Raw genomic sequence first — 19,643 nt, forward strand, 5'->3', positions numbered from 1 at the left:
GCTGCTTACTCCGATACTTTAAATACTTCAACGAGACTCAAATTATAATAATATGTATAACCTTGTTTGAACACCGCTAATATTCAAGACTATTGACATAGCGTTATTGCTTATATATCCTATTTTTATGAGTTTAAACCTCATCATTCAAATATAGCTAATCTTATAAACTTCAAAAATCTGTAAGTTATAGGAACAACTTAGTAATAAAGCGGTTCATTTTAGTTGAGTTACAACATGGAAAATACTACAGAAGAACAAACAATAATATCTGAAGTCAAAAATGATGAAGACATAAATGAAGAAGAGAAAAGGTTAAAAGCAGAAGATTCACGAAAGCAACTTAAAGCAATACTAATAACATTTGGTATTATTTTGACCGGTTTTTTAACTTTTACTTATTTCTTTTTTAATTACATCGAAGAAAAAGCGGAAGAATACAGACAACAGCAACAACAAGAAATTCAAAAGATTAATAAGAGTTGAATATTAGATTACCACACTTCTCCTTTAATTATGATCTTGTTGTATGGCTGCGATATAATTCCAGCAAGGTATTGTTGCGTGGATACCACCTCGTCATTGCGAGCGACTGAAAGGAGCGTGACAATCCAGAAAAAATAACAAAAAAATGCTGTAAATCAGCATTTTTTACTGCATTGCTGCGTCAATTACTTACGTAATTTCCTCGCAATGACGGAAAAAACAATCCACGCAGGCAATGCCCGCTCATAATGACTATTTTTATGCTGCCTTAAGTTTAGATTGCTTGAAATTAGTTTTATCAATGTTTAAATTTACTTCCGCTAAATACCCCGTAATGCCCTGCCCCTTTTTGTAAATGGTATCTTTGCATTGATTCAGGTATATTTAAACAAAGTTTTAAAGCAGCTTTTGTTTGCCCTACCACTGCAATATCATCTAATTCCCCTTCAATACCGAGTAAAGCACATTTAGTAATATGTTTTAAATCGATCGGACGCTTCTCAGAAACTAATTTACCTGTTGCTAACGAAAATTGTTAGAATACTTCATCTATAGTTTGTAAGTAAAACTCTGCCGGCATATCCATACCTGCTAAATACTCATAATAAAATTTAATAGTATGATCGGCTTTTTTATAGTCAGAATTTAATAAACTTTGCCATAATTCTAAATGTGAATCTATATGACGACATAAGTTTAAACCCATAAAGACGGCAAGTTGGAGGAAACCGGGATAGTTTGGCGGCACCTGCATTGTAACCATTTGGCAGAACCATTCTAAACTTTTACTTTGAGCGAATTCATTAACTGCCGTGGGATTTTTTCTAGCATCTATAGGGCCGCCCATCAAAATCATCGAACTCGGCACATTTGGACTATTACTCTCCGACATTAAGCTAATGGCGGCAAGCAATGGAACAGTAGGTTGGCAAACTGCCATAGTATGAACATTCGGTCCTATAAAATTGATAAACTCCATTACGTAATCAATATAATCATCCATATCAAAATGCCCTGCTTCAAGCGGCACATAACTGGCTTCCGTCCAATCTGTAATATAAATACCGGTATACAGTAATAATTCTTGTACTGTTGTTCTAAGTAAAGTAGCGTGATGTCCCGCCATGGCCATGGGTGCTACTATTAATAATTGAGGTAATTCTTTTTTAAAACCTATTTTCTGCAAATGCCTTAGTTCACAAAAAGACTTTTTTAGTATAACTTTTTCATTAATTTTATAGGTTTTATCATCAATAATTGTTTCAAGGATTATTAAATTCGGGTTTTTCATATTTTCTAGTCATGCGTTCACAAAGCGTTAAATAAGCATGCATAATTCTTGCAAAACCGTTATCTCATGTTAATATGCTTCTTTTAGAATTTTTATACCTAAATGCATTGGAGCAATTTGTGCTCTAAGCCCCTCTAACATATAATATGTATAATTAGTACTTAAATCACAGTTAATCATAATTTATCCACAAATTTAAAAATAATTAATATAAATTTAGTTTAACACTAAAAATTCTCAGTACATTAATTTTAGGACTCACTGCTTAAATTTTTATAAATGCGTGATAATAATGGTCTATATATAAATATGTTTATTTTTTTCTTCTTATTTTGCTTAGGAATTTTATTTACGTGGTCATTAATATTAAACCAAGTACTATCATTTACTTTCTGTTTTTTATAGACTGTATCAATATTATTTATATAATTTTCAAAATCTTTATTCTCTTCTGCTAACCTATTAGCCATATTCCAATCTATTTCCGGTCTTTCTCTAGCAGGAATTGATATTTTACTATCTTCAGAATTTTCTATATCTACTAAAATAAATCCTATACCATGCCTAGTATCATTTTATCTACTTTCAATTAAATCAGCAGCAACTAAATAACCATAATGTGCACATGAGGAATTTGATAAAGCCTGAAAAAAAGATTCTAGTAAATTACTACGATTGATAATTTTTTTTGCTTCAAAAGACCAAAACCTTGCTTGTTTTCATGCATAATATTTAGCACAATCTTTAATTAGTAAACTCCACTTTTCATTAAGAACTTCCATACCTACCCAATCTGGGGTAACCATTTATTATTACCTTTAGTGCCTTGTTTATTTGAAGAAAAATTATGCTTAATAGGCATATTATGAATCTTCAATTTGTTTTGAAGATATAATGCCAGTGCATCACATACTTGCACTGCGGTTATTTTATCTTCTTTATTTGCATTTATTTTAGGTTCTGTGGCTTGTTCATTATTGACATAGTAATCAGGGTTTTGCGAATAATAAAACTTTAGCTTAGGTTTTATTCTAATATTAGGTTCTTGTCTTCGTTCAGCAGAAAGCTTACTACTGCTAATTTCACCTGCATCAATTCCTATAATCTCCTTATCTTTTTCTTCTTGAGTCTTGCTTAGTCAATGTGATTTTCTACAAACCATTCAGCTATACCATAAGAGGTAAATTTCTGATCTTCATGTGCTTTTAAAAAACCAATGATGGTATTTTTGCGATTAAATTCCATATCAAATATACTAATAATTGAAATACTATATAAAATATACATATTATTTTAAAAAATTTCAACTTTAAATTATCAAACTTGCTGTTTTTATAAAGTATTATTTATATATTTTTCAAATTTAGAAAATAATGTTTTGAAGTTATGAGTAGTAACATTTGCTACTTCTTTTGATGTTATATTTTTGAGTTCGGCAACTTTTTCAGCGACATACCTAACAAATGCCGGTTCGTTTTGTTTGCCTCGCATAGGCGTAGGAGCTAAGTAAGGAGTGTCGGTTTCTATTAATAACCTATCAAGCGGTATATATTTGACTATTTCTTGTAAATCATTAGCATTCTTGAAAGTTATAATCCCTGACATTGAAATATATAAACCGATATCTAGCATTTTTGCCGCTAGATTTTTTGAAGAGGTAAAACAATGTATTAAACCTGGAAATGTGCTGTTACGCATTTCTGAGGTTAAAATGTCAATAGTATCTTCGTCTGCTTCTCTTGTATGAACAATAACAGGCAGACGTGTACTAGACGCCGCATGTATATGTGCTACAAACAAATCTTTTTGTAATTTTTGATCGTAAGGCTGATGATAATAATCAAGCCCCGTTTCACCGATTCCGATAATTTTCGGATGCTGGGTTAGCATAATAATTGCCTCAGCATCTGAGTTCGGAAAGACGTAGTCTTGACGTAGCAATCTTGTCCAAGCTTCCTGAGATTGCCACAGCACTTGCAGTGCTTCGCAATGACTAATAAAAGAATTCACTTCACACGGATGCACCCCAACACTCGCAAAAACATTTGCATATTTTTCAGCTATCTCTAAAATAATAGGTAAATCTTCAATTTTAGTGCAGATAGTTTGCATATACTGCACATTATTTTCTAATGCTCTTTGAATGACAGAATCTAAAAGCACTGCGTCATACCATGGTTTGACTACGGTATCTACGTCGCGGGATGACAAGTTACTACGTAAATTAAGATGACAATGTGAATCTATTAACATATTATACTCTTAGTAGGTGTGTCATACTGCGGTCTCGCCACGGTATGACACACTATTCAAATTTTGGAAATATTATGGTAGGTTCTAAAATATTGCTACCCGCTGTTAAAGTATAATCACGTATTAAATGCTTAAATAGACGTTCTTCTTTATTTACCCCTAACTGATCAAGCATTTTATTTGCTGAACTCGGTATAAAAGGCAGAAGCATTATCGCAATATAGCGTAAAACTTCTAGTAAAGCGTATAACACTTCTAACGTTTTATCTGGATCGGTTTTTTTCAAATTCCAGGGTGCTTCGCTATCAATATAGATATTTGCATCTTCGGCCAAATTAATAATATTTTCAAGAATTTTATTAATCTCTGTTTTGTCCATCAATAAAATATTCTGCTCGACAAATTTACTTGCGGTTTTTAAAATCGGTAGCTCATATATTTTATCTATAACACCTTGCGTAAGCAAAGGCACTTTGGCGTCATTATTCTTATAAACAAAAGATGTAGTACGCTGTAATAAATTACCTATTTTGTTTGACAACTCGCTATTAATACGGGTAATTAAATTACTACGAGCAAAATTGCCGTCCGCACCAAAAGTTACTTCACGCATCAGAAAATACCTAACTTGATCAACACCGAATTCATCAATTAACTTAATCGGATCAATGGTATTACCAAGAGATTTAGAGATTTTTTGCCCCTCATTCGTCCACCAGCCATGAGCCATAATTGTTTTCGGCAGCGGAACTTCTGCAGCCATTAAGAAAGCAGGCCAATAGACGGCATGAAAACGTAAGATATCTTTACCGACTACATGTAAATCAGCCGGCCAAAACTTATTGTAATTACTTTGTTCGTCAAGATAACCGAGTGCTGAAATATAATTAGCCAGTGCATCAAGCCAAACATAAATTACATGTTTTTCATTATTTGGCACTTTTATTCCCCAGTTAAAAGTAGTACGCGATACCGATAAATCTTTTAAACCCGATTTAACAAAGCTAATTACTTCGTTACGCCTTGATATAGGTCTGATAAAATCAGGGTTTGCTTCATAAAACTCAAGCAATTTATCCTGCCATTTTGAAAGATTAAAGAAATAGCTAGGCTCTTTAACCCATTCAACTGGAGCACCCGTCGGTGCTAAACCGTCCCTCGTAAGTTCCGACTCATCAAAAAAAGCCTCATCTCGCACTGCATACCACCCTTCATAAAAACCTTCATAAATAGTGCCGTTATCTAGTAATTTCTGCCAAAAAACAGCTACAGCTTCTTTATGTCTGTGTTCCGTTGTTCTGATAAAATCATCATTGGAAATATGCATAGCAGTCATCAGATGACGAAAACTCTCGGATGTTTGATCGGTAAATTTTTGTGGGTCAATATTTTTATTAATAGCTGCTTTTTCTACTTTCTGCCCATGTTCGTCAGTACCTGTTAAAAACATTACATCGAAACCTCGAAGTCGCATGAAACGAGCGATTACGTCACTTGCAACGCTAGTATAAGCATGACCGATATGGGGAATATCGTTAACGTAATATATAGGGGTAGTAATGTAGTAAGTATTATTCATAAATGCTTTTTTATTAAATCATGTACTTCAAGTGGACTTAAATCTGAAGCTTTAATTGTTTTTATTCTCTCAGGAAATCTATTACTTAATTCTTTAAAGCAATAATAGATTTTTTTATAAAAATCTATACCTCTTATGTCAAATTTATTGTTCATATTTCGTGAATTGACTCTCTTAATAGCAGTATCCGGCTCTACGTCAATAAAAAACGTAATATCCGGCATAGGAGAAGGCATTAAAGTTTTGTGCAGATTATAAACTAAATCTATGCCGTTTTCTAGCTCTAATCCTTGATAACATACAGTTGAGTCAATAAACCTATCACATATTACAATATGTCCTTCTTGTAGAGCTGGTATAATTTTCCGTGCCATATGATCATAACGTGCTGCCATAGCTTGTAATAGCTCGGACATGGGTAGTAATTCTTCATGTACTAGAATTTCACGCATTTTTTCGGCTACAATAGTACCACCGACTTCACGAGTTAAAATAACGGGAGTATTTTGAGATTGTAAATATTCATAGAGCATTTGAGATTGAGTAGATTTGCCTATCCCTTCCCCTCCCTCAAATGTAATAAACTTTCCTTGTTTCAAATTATTCATTCATTACAATTACTTTAAGCTATAACTTTATAATCATATCTCTTAAAAAAATATTTACAAGGAAGATTACATACTTATATACTCCTACAAAACGAAGCGCTGTTATACGAAGATCAACTTGGGAAAGAGTAATCGGTCTGTAAGCCGATGAGCAGAGCGTATATTAAACGTTCAGCATCCGAGGACTTACAAAGACATTGTCACCAATGTTCCAAATTCATCGAGTATAATCCATTATAAATTTTAAATTATTAATATATGAATAATGCATTAAGTAAAAGGGATGTTTCGATCCTAATCGGTAATGCGATGGATCATTTCGATACTGCACTTTATGGGTTTCTTGCTCCGCTACTTGCTGGTATTTTTTTTCCGAATCATGATAAAGTCGTTGCTTTAATACTTACCTATAGTGTTCTTGCTGCGTCTTTATTTACACGTCTCATAGGCTCTTATTTTTTTGGCGTAATTGCTAAAAAATACGGCGGTGTTTTTGCTTTATCTTACTCTTTAATCGGCGTTGCTTTAACAACTAGCCTAATCGGTTTAATACCTTCACATGCTCAAATAGGCTGGCTTGCACCGCTATTATTAGTGTTGCTTAGAACGTTGCAAGGAGTATATTCCGAGGGTGAATGTGCCATTGCTAAATTATTTATTTTAGAGAATAAAGAAGAAAAAAAAGCGTTTAAAGCTTCTTACCTTTATCAAACATCTACTATGGTCGGTATTATTCTTGCTTCATTTATCAGTACTATAGTTTTAAATGTAGAGTATAATACATATTGGCGTTTATGTTTCATATTTGGCGGACTTACAGCACTGATAGGTTATTTTTTAAGAAAGCGCGAGGATATTGTAGTCAAGCCCTCATTTTCATCCCGCGGCTTGACCACGGGATCCAATAAAAAAGATAAAATTACTTTACGTAATTTTTGGATACTGTGGTCAAGCCACGGGGTGACACCTGGGTCCTCTCCTCGCAATGACGTAGTATCATCACTATTACAAGACTTAACTACAATTTGGAACTGTAAACTAAGTATCTTACGCATTAGTTTTGCCATAGGTTTCTCATATATGACTTATATAGTACCTTTCGTCTTTTTGAATAGTTTTATTCCGCTTATCACTGATATATCACTCGAAATAATGATGAAATTTAATACTGAGTTTCTGATTTTTGATATGATTATGATTCCGATAATAGGGCATCTAACAAAAAAGCTACATTACCTTAAAATACTAAACGGTACTCTTATTTTAATGAGTTTAAGCATAATTCCTTTATGGCTCTGCTTGAATAATGCATCTATATGGTATGTTAATTTTGTACGTATTTGGATTATAATACTCGGTGTCGGGTTCTTGGCACCTTTGAACTGCTGGCTAAATGATTTATTTAAAACTGCCGATAAATATATGTTAGTCGGTATCGGCAGTAGTATAGGTGCTTCATTAATCGGACGTCTTACTCCGTCAATCTGCCTAATGCTATGGTATGTAACCAGCAACTCTTTATCAATTGCGGTTTATATAACCGCAATATCGATGGTCACTTTATGGGCTGTTAGAGGAGTTGTTGCACGGGTCAATGTCATTCCTGCGAAAGCAGGAATCCAGTAAAACATATAAAAATTAAATTCTTATATGTTTTTTACTAGAAATGTAATACTTACAGCAATATTAATGTTATTTTTATGGATTCCTGCTTTCGCAGGAATGACATCAAGAACATTATCTAATCCCTAACAAGACTGTTATTAGGAAAAGAATTTAATAAAACACCATACTCAAAACTAATCCGATATAATTATTAGCTCTGAATCTTGTCATACAATTGGCAGGATTTTCAATATCAAGAGTTGCTACTTGTAATATCAGTAAAATTAAAGCAGCTAAAATAGGTAAATAGTCGATATTATGGTTAGCCATTTTGGTTGCCAGAATAAATAACAATATAAAACCTATATAACATATATAAAGCCAAAGCTTAGAATGCTTGTTCTCTAAATATATACTTAACGATTTCACTCCTATTTTCTTATCATCTCTTATATCCATATATCCGTAAATCGTATCATAACCGATGGCCCAAAAACAGCATGCTAAATACATAATAATCGCTGCTATATCAAGTGTATCCTGAACTGCCGCATAAGCTATTAAGGCCCCTAGCTTAAATGTAAATCCCAAAAAGATTTGCGGGAAATAAGTAATACGTTTCATTAACGGGTATAGGCTAATCATTATTACCGCAAAAAAACCTATATATATAGCTGTTTTGTTTAAAAGTAGCAAAATACAAAGTGAGCTAACGCTAAGAATAAAGAGTATCAAAATAGCATAAGAAACAGATAAAGCCTTGCTAGCTAAAGGTCGCTCTTTAGTCCTTGCGACATGCTTATCAAATTTTCTATCAAATATATCGTTAATAATACACCCGCTACTTCTAGCTGTTATACTACCTAAAATAAATAACGGTAATAAATGTATTAACTCCGTTCTTGAGGGGTTTGCAAGCAGTAACCCAAATAAAGCAGGAAAAAAAACCAGCAAATAAGCTACCAGCTTATCTGCACGCATTAATTTTAAGGTAAGCAAAAGTTTGTCTAGGATTAGCATATTAAACTTTAAATTTAAATAAATATGGATATTATAGATAATTTAAGATACAATACGCCACGAAATAAAGCTACTAGATTTTTATGGCTAAAAAATTAAAACATGATTCATTAGTAAAAATAATAATGAACCACCCGGTAGCAGCACAAGAATTTTTGTAATATTATTTACCCGATGATTTTAATAGTAGATTTATCAAAAATAACGGTAGAACAAGAAAGCTACATTGAGGAATCTTTAAATAAGAAATATAGTAATATAACATATAAAATTAGCACCAATAATAAAGAAGAAGCATTTGTTTATGTATTAGTAGAGGCCCAATCAACAATTGATTATTGGACGGCTTTGCGGTTATGGAAATATACACTATTATTATGTGAAAGACATAAGCAAGGAAAGGATAAATTACCGCTAGTCTATAATTTAGTTATTTACAACGGTAAAGAAATTTATAATGCTCCAAGAAATCTGTGGAGTTTATTTACTGATAGTGTGATGGCAAAGAAATTAATGGCGGAAGATTATCAATTAGTAGATTTGCAAGCTATGACAGATGATGAAATCGTCAAGAAAAAACATTTAGGTATGCTAGAATATATGATGCAGCATATCCAATATGCAGGATATGATAAAACTATGGGAGAAGTTTTTAACAGAGTTTAAGCATATTATAATATTGGATAAAGAAAAAGGTTATATTGACCTAAGATCGTTCTTATGGTATACTAACACAAAAACAACCGGAATTAGTAGAAGTATTGGATACACATCTATTACCGCAAGATAAGGATACTATTATGAAAACTATCGCTGATACATATAGAGATGAAGGATAAGGTGCAGGGTATTGAGATAGGCAAAGCTGAGGGCGAACATAATAAGGCAGTAATTATAGCGAAGGAAATGTTCAGTCAGGGCTTTAAAATTCCTGTTATTGCCAAAATTACAGGTCTTCAAGAAACTTTCGTTCGCTCAATTGTAAATAAGTACTTAATCATGCAAGCACCACTTGCACAAATCCTAAATATCCATATCCTCCCAAAGAAAAGCATCTATTGTCATAATCACATATAACCTTTATAATAATATTCTTGAATCAACTACAAAATCTATGAAAGAATTTCCAAAAAATTATAATTTTACCGAAAATGAAAAAAAGTGGCAGCAAATTTGGCAAGAGAAACAAATTTATGCTTATAATCCAAACGTTGCAAAAGAAGAAACCTATGTAATCGATACTCCGCCTCCGACAGTTTCAGGGCAGTTACATATCGGTCATGTTTATAGCTATACGCAAACCGACTTTATTGTACGTTTTCAGCGTATGATGGGTAAAAATATCTTTTATCCTATGGGTTTTGACGATAACGGGCTACCGACCGAGAGACTTGTTGAAAAGCAGAAACAGATCAAAGCTTATAATATGGATCGATCTGAATTTATAAAAATTTGCGAAGAGGTAGTAGAAAGTGAAGAAGAAAAGTTTAGAAGTCTATTTAACCAAATAGCTTTATCGGTTGATTGGAGTTTAGAGTACCAAACTATTAGTCCGTTATCACGAAAAATATCACAAATGTCTTTTCTTGATTTAGTACAAAAAGAAGAAATTTATCGTACTAATCAACCGATTTTATGGGATCCAGTAGATGGTACAGCTCTTGCCCAAGCCGATATTGAGGATAAGGAAAAAACCTCTTTCATGAATTATATTACGTTTAAAACCGAGCAAGGAGACCCGCTTACTATAGCCACTACCAGACCTGAGTTATTACCGGCTTGCGTAGCCGTATTTTATCACCCTGACGATGGACGTTATAAGCATCTAGCAGGTAAATCAGCTATAACCCCACTTTTTAATGAGCAAGTTCCACTGCTTGCTGACCCTTTAGTACAACAAGATAAAGGCACGGGACTGGTAATGTGCTGTACGTTTGGTGATCAAACGGATATTACTTGGTGGAAGACGCATAATCTACCTTTAAAAACTATTATCACTAAAAAAGGTACAATAGACTTCCAACATAAAACTTCTATAGATGGGTTGAAAATTAAAGAAGCTCGAACAAAAATAATAGATATTTTAAAAGAACAAGAGTTGCTTATTAAACAAGAAGACATCATTCATACCGTTAAATGTGCCGAGAGGTCAGGTGCTCCTCTTGAGATACTAACTGTACCGCAATGGTTCGTTAAAACTATATCACATAAAGAAGAATTGCTTAAAAGAGCGAATGAGTTAAATTGGCATCCTAAAAATATGAAGATTCGTTTAGAGAATTGGATTAATGCCATTAGTTGGGATTGGTGTATAAGTAGGCAGCGTTATTTTGGTGTGCCTTTCCCTGTTTGGTACTCTAAAAGAGTAGGTGAGGAAGGAAAAATCTTATATGCCGATGTTACGCAGCTACCTATCGATCCGTTAAAAGATTTACCTATGGGTTATAGTAAAGAAGAAGTAGAACCTGATTATGACGTAATGGATACTTGGGCAACAAGTTCCGTTTCACCTCAACTTTCTACTCATGGGATTTCTGACGATTTCGCTATTAATAAAGATAGGCACGATAAATTATTTCCGATGGATTTAAGACCTCAAGCAAATGAAATTATCAGAACTTGGGCGTTCTATACTATTTTAAAAGCTCATTTACACCAAAATACTTTGCCGTGGAAAAACATCATGGTAAGCGGTTGGTGTTTAGCTGAAGATCGAAGTAAAATGTCAAAATCTAAGGGCAATGTTTTAGTTCCTGAAAAACTGTTAGAACAATATGGTTCCGACGTGATACGTTATTGGTCGGCAAATTCAAAGCTAGGTGCTGATACCACCTATTCTGAAGACGTTATGAAAAACGGCAAAAGGCTTGTTAACAAGCTATGGAATGCCGCTAAATTTGTTTTTATACATTTTGATAAACTGAAAGGTGAAGATAAAAAAGCGAGTTTACTCGATATTAAAGAAAAAATCACTAACGAGTTTGATAAATGGATGGTTAATAAGCTAGTGGAATTAGTTAAGCTAGCTACAAATGAGTTACAAAACTACGAATATGCAAATGCTATGCATCTGACGGAAAAATTCTTTTGGGTGGTATTGTGTGATAATTATTTAGAAATAAGCAAAACAAGAAGCTATGATGAGGAACACAAAAATCCACAAGGACAATATAGTAGCATATTAACTTTATATCATGTTATGCAAACGTTACTGAAACTATTTGCACCTTTCATGCCGCATATTACCGAAGAATTATACCAAATATTATATAGTGAAAATTCTATTCATGTTAAAGGTAGCTGGGTTAATTACAGTGACTTAAATTATGAAATTAATGCAAAAGGAGCAGAAGGGCTGCTTGAAATACTAGATATCGTCAGAAAATTCAAAGCTGAGAAGAATCTATCTATAAAAACTCCAATAAAATTGCTTGAAGTTAGCGGCATAGTATTATCTGCAGAATTAGCAGAAGATTTAAAAAACGTCACATCGGCAGAAGAAATACAATTTGAGATGAAAGATGATAAAATTAAAGTCAATATTATCCTTTAAAAATATTATAGGTTCAATATTAATTATATTTGCCGGGATATTGTTTTATGCTTATGTATTAGAACATGACTGGCGATATGTAACCTTAAGTGATGAACAAGTAAAAAAATACAGGCTTAGCGAGAAAAAAGCTATTGCCCTTTATCAGTTAATGAAAGACACTCATGAGCTACTTGGTAAGAATAATATTAATTATTGGATATACAGCGGCACTCTGCTTGGAGCCGTTAGACATCAAGGCATAATTCCTTTTGACGATGATTTAGATATCGGCATTATGCATGAAGACGAAATACGTTTGCAACAAATATTACCGCAATTTGAACAATTAGGATATCGTGTTAAACATACTAAAATTTATGTAATTTGCGGAGAAAGATGCTTAGATATTTTCGTATTTCATAAAGAAAATGATAAATTTGTTCATTTTAATCAAAGTATCCGTAATATATATCCAAATGATTTTTTTTATGATTATGAGCTATATCCTTTAAAAAAATATAAATTTGGTAGTATAGAAGTATATGGGCCATCTGAATATAAAGAGAATTTGAATAGACAATATCCAGAATGGGATAAATATGCAATAATATACAACCCTCATGGCTCACATTTACCTTTTTTATCGAATATCGAGAAAAAAACTAAATTTATATTAACGCCGGAATTGTTAAAACCGGCTCAGCCACTCGGACCGCTAGAAGATAAAGTGAATATAGTCAATTCAGCTACATTTAGTGGTATGTGCGAGGATACAGCTTATCATTAAATGTCGAATTGGTAATGACTATTTCGATATAAGCAACGAAATAGTCATATGATTTACATTTGCCTAGATTACCTTTTTTGCAAAAATTCATATCAAACAAGTTGAGATAAGAAAGTAATAGCCGGTACTATCCATAAACCCGGTTTATCAAAGCAAGAGTCCGAAATAGTTTGTTTATTTTGAATTACTTGAACACTAAACTCAGGGTTAAGTAATTCATGAAAATATTTTAAGCTTGAAGAAACGGTTGAGTCACTTACTTTTGCTTCCACTAAAATCCACGGTTGGTTATCTTTTGTTATTACTAAATCGACTTCACGTTTTTGTTTATCACGCAGATAGTATAAACCAAAATCACCAAACCCTGTTTCGTTCCAAAAATATACGGCTTTTAAAAGGTGAGAAGCTACAAGATTTTCAAATCTCGTTCCTATATCTTTTATTTGCGATCAATCCCAAAGGTAAATTTGGGGCTCTTTTATCAAACTTTTTACAACATTTTTAGACCAAGGTTTGATAGCAAAACAATAATAATGCTTTTCTAGCAAAGAGAGCCATCTTCTTATTGTTTGGTCTGAAACTCTAACTTTGTTAGCAAGGTTTGTATAGCTTATAAATGAGCCTGCTTGCTCATTTATAATGCTAGCAAGTAATTCTAACGCACAAATATTGTTGATATCTTCAGTATTTCTTACATCTTCTCTAAATAATTGCTCGAATCTTTGATTACTCCATATTCTATGAAATTTAGCAGTTGCTTTTAAATAACTTTCTGCAAATCCTCCAAAATTTATTAAAGCTTCACATTCATCTATAGTGATATTTTTGGGGCTTTTTATATAATCAATGTCATTATCAAAATTTTTAGCTATTTCAGATACCGATAACGGATGCACGGTTAAACTTATATAACGTCCCATTAGGCTATCACCGCCTTTTTTATATATATTTAATTTGGCACTACCTGTTATAATAAATTCAATATTTTCTCCGAATTTATCATAAAATCCTTTTACAAGATTTTTCCAATCTTTATATTTATGAATTTCATCTAATATTAAGCACGGTTTCTTATCGGATATAGTAGAAAGTAGATTTTTAAAAAGTTCGGTGTGTTTGTTTAAGATTTTATTTCTATCTTCTAGATAATCCCAATTTAGGTAAATTGAATTAGGATTAGGCTTAATTACTTGTTTTGATATTGTAGTTTTTCCTACTTGCCTTGCTCCGCTTATAAATACAAGCTTACCGTAATTTGTTAGATATTCTTCAACTTGCTTTTTATGTAACCTATCCATTATAATATTTCTATAAGTTTATAAAAATATTATAGGCTAATATCGAAATAGTCTTACTTGTAGTATTGAAATTGAGCATTGCCTAGAAAAAGTTGTTTTATAGTTTAGCCTTCCGATGTCATTCCCACGAAAGCGAGAATGCTTTGTTGCGTGGACCAGTTTCCTAATTGTCATCCCGCGACTTGATCGCGGGATCCAGTTTAAAACATTAAAATTTTAGTATTTTAAGTTGTGTTTTTGGATATCGTGGTCAAGCCACTGCATAACACCGAACGGGTTTTTCGGTCCACACAACAAGACCTGCGCAGGCATGACATAAAACGAGCCATGCAACAACACCTGCAGTAACTCACAATGACTATATCAACCTTTTCTAGGCAATGCCAAAATAATTAGTGCAAATTATGCGGTACTTTAGTATTATTTAACATTAAACTTTGCTTCATTCTATGCCTTATTTATTACCCACTATTATAACTACTCTACTTATTTTATTAGCGCTAATAATTTGGTTTTATGTAAAAACTCAAACCTTAAGGACACAGCTACAATTTTTATCAGAACAGAATCTAGAAATTAGCAATAACAACCAATTATTAAATCAAGAAAAGATAGGATATTTACAGAAAATTGAGCAATTGCAGTGTAAAATAGAATATCAAGCACAGACTATTAAGGATTCAGAAAAAATAAGAGAAGAGTCATTTTCATCGGCTAAAGCTGCGTTATTTGATTTAGGTCAAGATTTGTCTAAACAATTAATAGAGATACATAAAATGGAAAACACGGCGGCAAGAGAGCTAGCCGAGAAAAATATCGCTACTGCTTCAGGAAAATTTAATAGTGAGTTTGAACGGTTAATTACGATGGTGGGAGCATTAAATAAAGATATAGAGCAATCAAAAGGTACGGTTGATTTGATAAAACAGTCTCTGCTTTCTCCGATCGGGGCGGGACTACTTGCTGAGATTACCCTTGAGAATATCTTAAAATCTTCGGGCTTACGTCCTAATTTAGATTTCATTATGCAATACGGTCTAACTACATTAGATAGCGGAAAGCTAAGACCTGATGCGCTCATTTTTCTTCCTTCTGGTAATTTAATGGTTATTGATTCTAAAGCTTCAAAGTTTCTTGTAGACGAGCAAGATAATAACATGAGTCTTAATAAAACTATGAATTACCATTTAAAATCTTTGGCGAATAAAGAATATGCCGCAAATATTTTAACTAATCTAAACAAAAAGGATCAGAGCTTTAACAATGTTATTACTTTAATGTTTTTGCCGACTGAACAAGCGGTTGAGAAAGTTATTGCAGCCGACCCTGAATTTTTACAAAAAGCTTGGGGCTGTAATATCTTTCCGGTAGGACCTAGCGGCCTTATGAATATGCTATCATTTGCAAAATTTCAAATTACCGATCATCGCCGCTCAGAAAATTATAAGGTAATCATTGAAGAAGTGAGAAAGCTATTAAACTCCATCGGTACTATGGCAGATTATTCTCAAAAGATCGGTAATAACCTGCATAATATGGTTACTAATTACGATAAATTTGCTGCCTCGTTTAATCGTAATTTTATGTCAAGAGTAAAGAATATTCAAAAACTCGGTATTGATTCAGGGAATAAAGCCATGCCGGCTACCTTAGAGCGTTATCAAATCGTTTCCTCTAAATCTGAGATTATTGAAGTGGAAGCAGAAAATCCACCACAAATAGCAGAAAAATTATAAATAAATTTTTCTCGTAATAGGTAATTTAAATGTTAAAAAAACTTTCCATAATCTGTATAGCCATATTGTTACTATGTGTAAGCATATAAGATTAAAGCTCCTAAAAAAGAAAACAAACATGCTATAAGAGTGAGTTTTATTAATATTTGGCCGGGCTTTACAATAGACGAGCTACCGATGATAAAAGAAATCATTGAAGAAAACGGACAAACAATTGTTATAGATCATAACAATTATGACCTTATTATTGATAGTGTTTTTGGTCAAAAAACTATTAGTAATAACGATAGTATAAAGATATTTTTTACCGGTGAATCGGTTAGACCAAAGCTAGAAAATTATATGATATATCTATAGGTTTGATTATATAGATCATCCAAATTATATAAGAATACCTTTATATTATATGTATTGTACTAATGACATCAGTACTTGAATATAAACGCTCAAAATACAATCGGAACAAAACGTATTTTGCTTGTTTCTTAGTCTCTAACGGTATAGAAGATCCTGAGAACGACGGCTGCATAGCAAGAAATCGATTTTTTCATAAATTGTCGCTGTATAAAAAAGTAGTAAGCGGCAGTAAATATTTAAATACTGAATCTACAATTATACCAAAAGAAAAAACTCGTGAATGGTTATCTAAATGTAAATTTGTTATTGCTTTTGAAAATAAAACATCTGAGGGGTATGTTACTGCAAAACCTTTTCAAGCTTATTTAGCAGGAGCAGTACCTATTATATATTATGCAGATAAAAGTTATATAAAAGATGTAAACCCTAATTCAGTAATATTTGCTAAAGATTATTCAGAAGAAGATTTATATAATTATATTATTTCTGTTGATAAAGATGATGAAAAATATTATAAGATATATAATAATAAGATTGTACCGGCTTCAGAAAATAATTACCTCTATTAAATACAAATTAAAAACTATTTTTATAATATCAATTATAATTATTTGTTTATCATTGCTTTTTATATTTTTAAAAACTTATCAAATAGGTTCTTGCTCCACTTGAAGAAACGGTTATAATTTATCTATAACAGATTCAGGGGGAAAAAGATTTACCGGATTAGATGTAAAAAATAACCCTGCTCTTTTATCCCTTAATAACGGTTATACTGTACTTTGTCCTTCGGAAAATATAAATTATTATTCCGATAGCAAAATATTAAATCATACTTTAACGGCAGGTGAACTCGGTTGTTATTGTAACCATAGAGAAATTTGGCTTAAAATGGTTAAAGACAATATACCTTATGCCCTAATAATAGAAGATGATGCTATACTAAATGACGATTTCCTTAATAAATTTTTAACAATGCTTAAGCATTTACCTACCGACTGGGATTTAATTTATTTGTCTTTGTCACATTCTAAAAACAAAATATTTTATAATATTTACAATAATCCGTATTTAAAGAAGATAGATCATGGTGGTTACTTTAATACAACTACAGGTTATTTGATACACTTAAAAGCTGCTCAAAAACTTCTTGAATATAGCAAAAACTTTACTTTAGAGATTGATAATGTACCAAGCTTTTATGCATAGCGAAGTGCAGTCCTATGTCACCTCGCCTTTTTTAATATATGCAACACTTAATTCTGAAGATTCAATTATATTTGAAATGGGAAGAGCACATTAAATAACGTAAATTTTAAAACCTCTAAGCATGGTAGTTCTTCTGTAGGATCAATATCAATAACTGTATCATCGTTTGTGCCTGAGGTAACCTTATTAAGCCAAGTAAGGGTAGTAGCGGTTTTCTTGGCAATATTCTTGCCTGCACTACTAATTGCCTTGCCGACATTGAAATCCGATATAACAGTTGTTAAAACATCTATTAAAGTTGCAAGACTTAAGAATTTTAAATCTTTAATAGACTCAAACATTATTAAAGGTACTATCGCTAGGGTCAATCTTGCCGTATCATTATAGTAAAACTTTTGAAAAAACACATCATTAGTTAATGTTTTGTTGGTGATATTTTCTATAACTTTATTGCCATAATATGTTGATACTAATATAAAGAAGCAAGACGCATGAATTTAACAGAAGTTGATGCATAAAACATTGGATTTTCATAAAATTCTAATGCTGGATTACGAAAATAAAAACAGATATAATCCAAAATCAGTGTGGCTATTGCCGAACATATAGCAGTACATACAATTATACGATTAATAGTATCATTATTTAATAAATCAATAGGCTGCAACCCTAAATTAGCAGCATATCTAAAACAAATCGCAGTTGTATTTACTGCATCATTAGCAAAGCTTGGAGTATGATCAAATAAAAATATAACATCTTCAGCATTGTCATTGTTATTTTCTAATGCTTGAAACATATTATTATTCATCTCTTTAGTTTGTCTATTTGATAAGACCGTACCGGGAAAGATAATAAAATTTGTAACATCGCAAGGTTAGTGGTCGGTAAAGCACATAATTCATACCAAGGATCCTTTTCGTCAATTACATATGAACGTAAAGCAATTACACCCACTATAAGAGAAACATAAGTAATTGCTATTTTACCTGAATGATTACTAACTAAAGCTGATTTTTTGGTTAACCAAGAAGCAATTTTGTGATCTTCATTATACTTATCACTAGCTTTTTCTATTCTAGTAAGACTTTGCTCTAATGAATTAAGATAATTTGCAAAATTTAAATGAGCTTTTTTTACTATATTAAACTCGTTTTCATACGAGGAAGGCGCATTTAAATTATTTGTAAGTAATATTGCTTTAGCTATATAGCGATATAAAAAATATTCTCTCGTCAGAGGATATGCCATAGCATCGATTTCTTTGGCTGCTTTAATCACGTGTTCAGATTGATCTAAATTATTTTTTAAAAACACTTGGACTTTAGTAATTAGGGTACTAAAATCTAATGAATTTATATCCCCTATATCATCTAGCATAGCATCAATGATATTCTTGTTTTCTACTCCTATTAACTTCTGTAGAAAAATGATCTCAATTATTTAGCTCTTCAAAACAATGGCTCCATTGAGAATGATCAATATTATTATCTTGATACTTTCCGGTAGCAGCTACTTTACTTAACATTGTTTCTAAAGATTGAGTATAAATTAAACTTTGATCTAGTGTCAGTAGATCTTGAAAATTTTTATCACAGAACCATATTTTCCATACCTCACCTAAATTAAAACTAGCAAGTGCTGTAGTAGTTTTCCATAATCTTACGCCTAAATTTGATATATCATTATAATATTGTATTATTACTTCTAGTTTATTACTCATAATTTTAATTAAATAAATATTAAAAATATAAACATCTCTTAATATTTATTCAAATCTTTTATATATAATCATTTATAATCTTTAATTATTTTAACATTAAAGTCACACACGAGCAACCCCAGTTTATGATAAGAGAGAAGAGGATTGGGTTATAAA

Annotated in this window: 19 protein-coding genes and 2 pseudogenes; 9 read left to right on the plus strand and 12 right to left on the minus strand. The window is 32.1% G+C overall.

Annotation, left to right across the window (positions count from 1 at the left end; translation table 11 throughout):
* Positions 1-237 precede the first annotated feature (237 nt).
* Entirely contained in the window at positions 238-486 is a 249-nt protein-coding gene (locus ACSFFC_RS00695) for an RP671a family tick cell line-upregulated protein (RefSeq protein WP_014410970.1), read from the plus strand.
* 298 nt (positions 487-784) lie between these two features.
* Here ACSFFC_RS00695 and phaZ read toward each other — a convergent pair.
* From phaZ to tmk, 5 genes and pseudogenes are all read right to left on the minus strand, one after another.
* Positions 785-1,957: pseudogene (phaZ, locus tag ACSFFC_RS00700) on the minus strand (polyhydroxyalkanoate depolymerase).
* Positions 1,958-2,028: 71 nt separating this feature from the next.
* Entirely contained in the window at positions 2,029-2,247 is a 219-nt protein-coding gene (locus ACSFFC_RS00705; RefSeq protein ID WP_014410971.1) for a hypothetical protein, read from the minus strand.
* An 862-nt stretch (positions 2,248-3,109) separates the two neighbouring features.
* Complete coding sequence (locus tag ACSFFC_RS00710; RefSeq protein WP_014410973.1) at positions 3,110-4,030, minus strand: TatD family hydrolase; 921 nt, start codon at positions 4,028-4,030, stop codon at positions 3,110-3,112.
* A gap of 52 nt (positions 4,031-4,082) precedes the next feature.
* Positions 4,083-5,609: a methionine--tRNA ligase gene (gene metG, locus ACSFFC_RS00715; protein WP_014410974.1), complete on the minus strand. Its 1,527-nt coding sequence runs from the start codon at positions 5,607-5,609 to the stop codon at positions 4,083-4,085.
* A complete protein-coding gene (tmk, locus tag ACSFFC_RS00720; protein WP_014410975.1) occupies positions 5,606-6,217 on the minus strand; it encodes a dTMP kinase in 612 nt (203 codons plus the stop codon). The genes metG and tmk overlap by 4 nt, the downstream gene beginning before the upstream one ends.
* A 258-nt stretch (positions 6,218-6,475) precedes the next feature.
* Here tmk and ACSFFC_RS00725 point away from each other — a divergent pair, with 258 nt between their 5' ends.
* Positions 6,476-7,843 carry an MFS transporter gene (locus tag ACSFFC_RS00725; protein ID WP_014410976.1) on the plus strand — a complete coding sequence of 456 codons (1,368 nt, stop codon included), beginning with the start codon at positions 6,476-6,478 and terminating at the stop codon, positions 7,841-7,843.
* 150 nt (positions 7,844-7,993) lie between these two features.
* Here the strand turns inward: ACSFFC_RS00725 and ubiA are convergent, their stop codons facing one another.
* Complete coding sequence (ubiA, locus tag ACSFFC_RS00730; RefSeq protein WP_014410977.1) at positions 7,994-8,842, minus strand: 4-hydroxybenzoate octaprenyltransferase; 849 nt, start codon at positions 8,840-8,842, stop codon at positions 7,994-7,996.
* 83 nt (positions 8,843-8,925) lie between these two features.
* Here ubiA and ACSFFC_RS00735 point away from each other — a divergent pair.
* The 3 genes and pseudogenes from ACSFFC_RS00735 (at position 8,926) to ACSFFC_RS00745 (ending at position 13,164) form a co-directional block, all read left to right on the plus strand.
* A pseudogene (locus ACSFFC_RS00735) lies at positions 8,926-9,919 on the plus strand (Rpn family recombination-promoting nuclease/putative transposase).
* Between the two features lie 37 nt (positions 9,920-9,956).
* On the plus strand, positions 9,957-12,395 hold the full coding sequence (locus tag ACSFFC_RS00740; protein WP_014410978.1) for a valine--tRNA ligase: 2,439 nt from the start codon (positions 9,957-9,959) through the stop codon (positions 12,393-12,395).
* Complete coding sequence (locus ACSFFC_RS00745) at positions 12,364-13,164, plus strand: LicD family protein (protein WP_014410979.1); 801 nt, start codon at positions 12,364-12,366, stop codon at positions 13,162-13,164. Before ACSFFC_RS00740 ends, ACSFFC_RS00745 begins: the two co-directional genes overlap by 32 nt.
* 92 nt (positions 13,165-13,256) lie before the next feature.
* Here the strand turns inward: ACSFFC_RS00745 and ACSFFC_RS00750 are convergent, their stop codons facing one another.
* Both ACSFFC_RS00750 and ACSFFC_RS00755 read right to left on the minus strand, forming a co-directional pair.
* Complete coding sequence (locus tag ACSFFC_RS00750; RefSeq protein WP_331270846.1) at positions 13,257-13,607, minus strand: DUF4143 domain-containing protein; 351 nt, start codon at positions 13,605-13,607, stop codon at positions 13,257-13,259.
* Between the two features lie 6 nt (positions 13,608-13,613).
* Positions 13,614-14,462, minus strand: coding sequence for an ATP-binding protein (locus tag ACSFFC_RS00755; RefSeq protein ID WP_041472236.1), 849 nt, complete (start codon positions 14,460-14,462; stop codon positions 13,614-13,616).
* Positions 14,463-14,911: 449 nt separating this feature from the next.
* Here ACSFFC_RS00755 and ACSFFC_RS00760 point away from each other — a divergent pair, with 449 nt between their 5' ends.
* The 4 genes from ACSFFC_RS00760 (at position 14,912) to ACSFFC_RS00775 (ending at position 17,764) form a co-directional block, all read left to right on the plus strand.
* Positions 14,912-16,198, plus strand: a complete 1,287-nt coding sequence (locus ACSFFC_RS00760) for a DNA recombination protein RmuC (RefSeq protein ID WP_014410980.1) — start codon at positions 14,912-14,914, stop codon at positions 16,196-16,198.
* A gap of 129 nt (positions 16,199-16,327) precedes the next feature.
* On the plus strand, positions 16,328-16,555 hold the full coding sequence (locus ACSFFC_RS00765) for a hypothetical protein (protein WP_014410981.1): 228 nt from the start codon (positions 16,328-16,330) through the stop codon (positions 16,553-16,555).
* Positions 16,556-16,617: 62 nt separating this feature from the next.
* Positions 16,618-17,124, plus strand: a complete 507-nt coding sequence (locus tag ACSFFC_RS00770) for a glycosyltransferase family 10 domain-containing protein (RefSeq protein WP_014410982.1) — start codon at positions 16,618-16,620, stop codon at positions 17,122-17,124.
* A gap of 253 nt (positions 17,125-17,377) precedes the next feature.
* Positions 17,378-17,764 (plus strand): glycosyltransferase family 25 protein, encoded by a 387-nt coding sequence (locus tag ACSFFC_RS00775; protein WP_231283014.1) that lies wholly within the window; start codon positions 17,378-17,380, stop codon positions 17,762-17,764.
* Between the two features lie 65 nt (positions 17,765-17,829).
* Here the strand turns inward: ACSFFC_RS00775 and ACSFFC_RS00780 are convergent, their stop codons facing one another.
* From ACSFFC_RS00780 to ACSFFC_RS00795, 4 genes are all read right to left on the minus strand, one after another.
* Complete coding sequence (locus ACSFFC_RS00780) at positions 17,830-18,171, minus strand: hypothetical protein (protein WP_231282948.1); 342 nt, start codon at positions 18,169-18,171, stop codon at positions 17,830-17,832.
* 62 nt (positions 18,172-18,233) lie between these two features.
* Positions 18,234-18,575 (minus strand): hypothetical protein, encoded by a 342-nt coding sequence (locus ACSFFC_RS00785; protein WP_041472238.1) that lies wholly within the window; start codon positions 18,573-18,575, stop codon positions 18,234-18,236.
* Positions 18,572-19,144, minus strand: a complete 573-nt coding sequence (locus tag ACSFFC_RS00790) for a hypothetical protein (RefSeq protein ID WP_041472239.1) — start codon at positions 19,142-19,144, stop codon at positions 18,572-18,574. Before ACSFFC_RS00790 ends, ACSFFC_RS00785 begins: the two co-directional genes overlap by 4 nt.
* A gap of 55 nt (positions 19,145-19,199) precedes the next feature.
* Entirely contained in the window at positions 19,200-19,487 is a 288-nt protein-coding gene (locus tag ACSFFC_RS00795; RefSeq protein ID WP_016728319.1) for a hypothetical protein, read from the minus strand.
* Positions 19,488-19,643: the final 156 nt, after the last annotated feature.

The organism is Rickettsia parkeri (assembly GCF_051427245.1).
Lineage (GTDB): Bacteria > Pseudomonadota > Alphaproteobacteria > Rickettsiales > Rickettsiaceae > Rickettsia > Rickettsia rickettsii.

Coding starts and splice junctions, on each gene's coding strand:
- ubiA (WP_014410977.1), bottom strand. CDS start 8,842: ATGCTAATCCTAGACAAACTTTTGCTTACCTTAAAATTAATGCGTGCA.
- ACSFFC_RS00785 (WP_041472238.1), bottom strand. CDS start 18,575: ATGAATAATAATATGTTTCAAGCATTAGAAAATAACAATGACAATGCT.
- metG (WP_014410974.1), bottom strand. CDS start 5,609: ATGAATAATACTTACTACATTACTACCCCTATATATTACGTTAACGAT.
- ACSFFC_RS00740 (WP_014410978.1), top strand. CDS start 9,957: ATGAAAGAATTTCCAAAAAATTATAATTTTACCGAAAATGAAAAAAAG.
- tmk (WP_014410975.1), bottom strand. CDS start 6,217: ATGAATAATTTGAAACAAGGAAAGTTTATTACATTTGAGGGAGGGGAA.
- ACSFFC_RS00770 (WP_014410982.1), top strand. CDS start 16,618: ATGACATCAGTACTTGAATATAAACGCTCAAAATACAATCGGAACAAA.
- ACSFFC_RS00755 (WP_041472236.1), bottom strand. CDS start 14,462: ATGGATAGGTTACATAAAAAGCAAGTTGAAGAATATCTAACAAATTAC.
- ACSFFC_RS00705 (WP_014410971.1), bottom strand. CDS start 2,247: ATGGCTAATAGGTTAGCAGAAGAGAATAAAGATTTTGAAAATTATATA.
- ACSFFC_RS00760 (WP_014410980.1), top strand. CDS start 14,912: ATGCCTTATTTATTACCCACTATTATAACTACTCTACTTATTTTATTA.
- ACSFFC_RS00725 (WP_014410976.1), top strand. CDS start 6,476: ATGAATAATGCATTAAGTAAAAGGGATGTTTCGATCCTAATCGGTAAT.
- ACSFFC_RS00790 (WP_041472239.1), bottom strand. CDS start 19,144: ATGCTAGATGATATAGGGGATATAAATTCATTAGATTTTAGTACCCTA.
- ACSFFC_RS00695 (WP_014410970.1), top strand. CDS start 238: ATGGAAAATACTACAGAAGAACAAACAATAATATCTGAAGTCAAAAAT.
- ACSFFC_RS00745 (WP_014410979.1), top strand. CDS start 12,364: ATGATAAAATTAAAGTCAATATTATCCTTTAAAAATATTATAGGTTCA.
- ACSFFC_RS00710 (WP_014410973.1), bottom strand. CDS start 4,030: ATGTTAATAGATTCACATTGTCATCTTAATTTACGTAGTAACTTGTCA.
- ACSFFC_RS00795 (WP_016728319.1), bottom strand. CDS start 19,487: ATGAGTAATAAACTAGAAGTAATAATACAATATTATAATGATATATCA.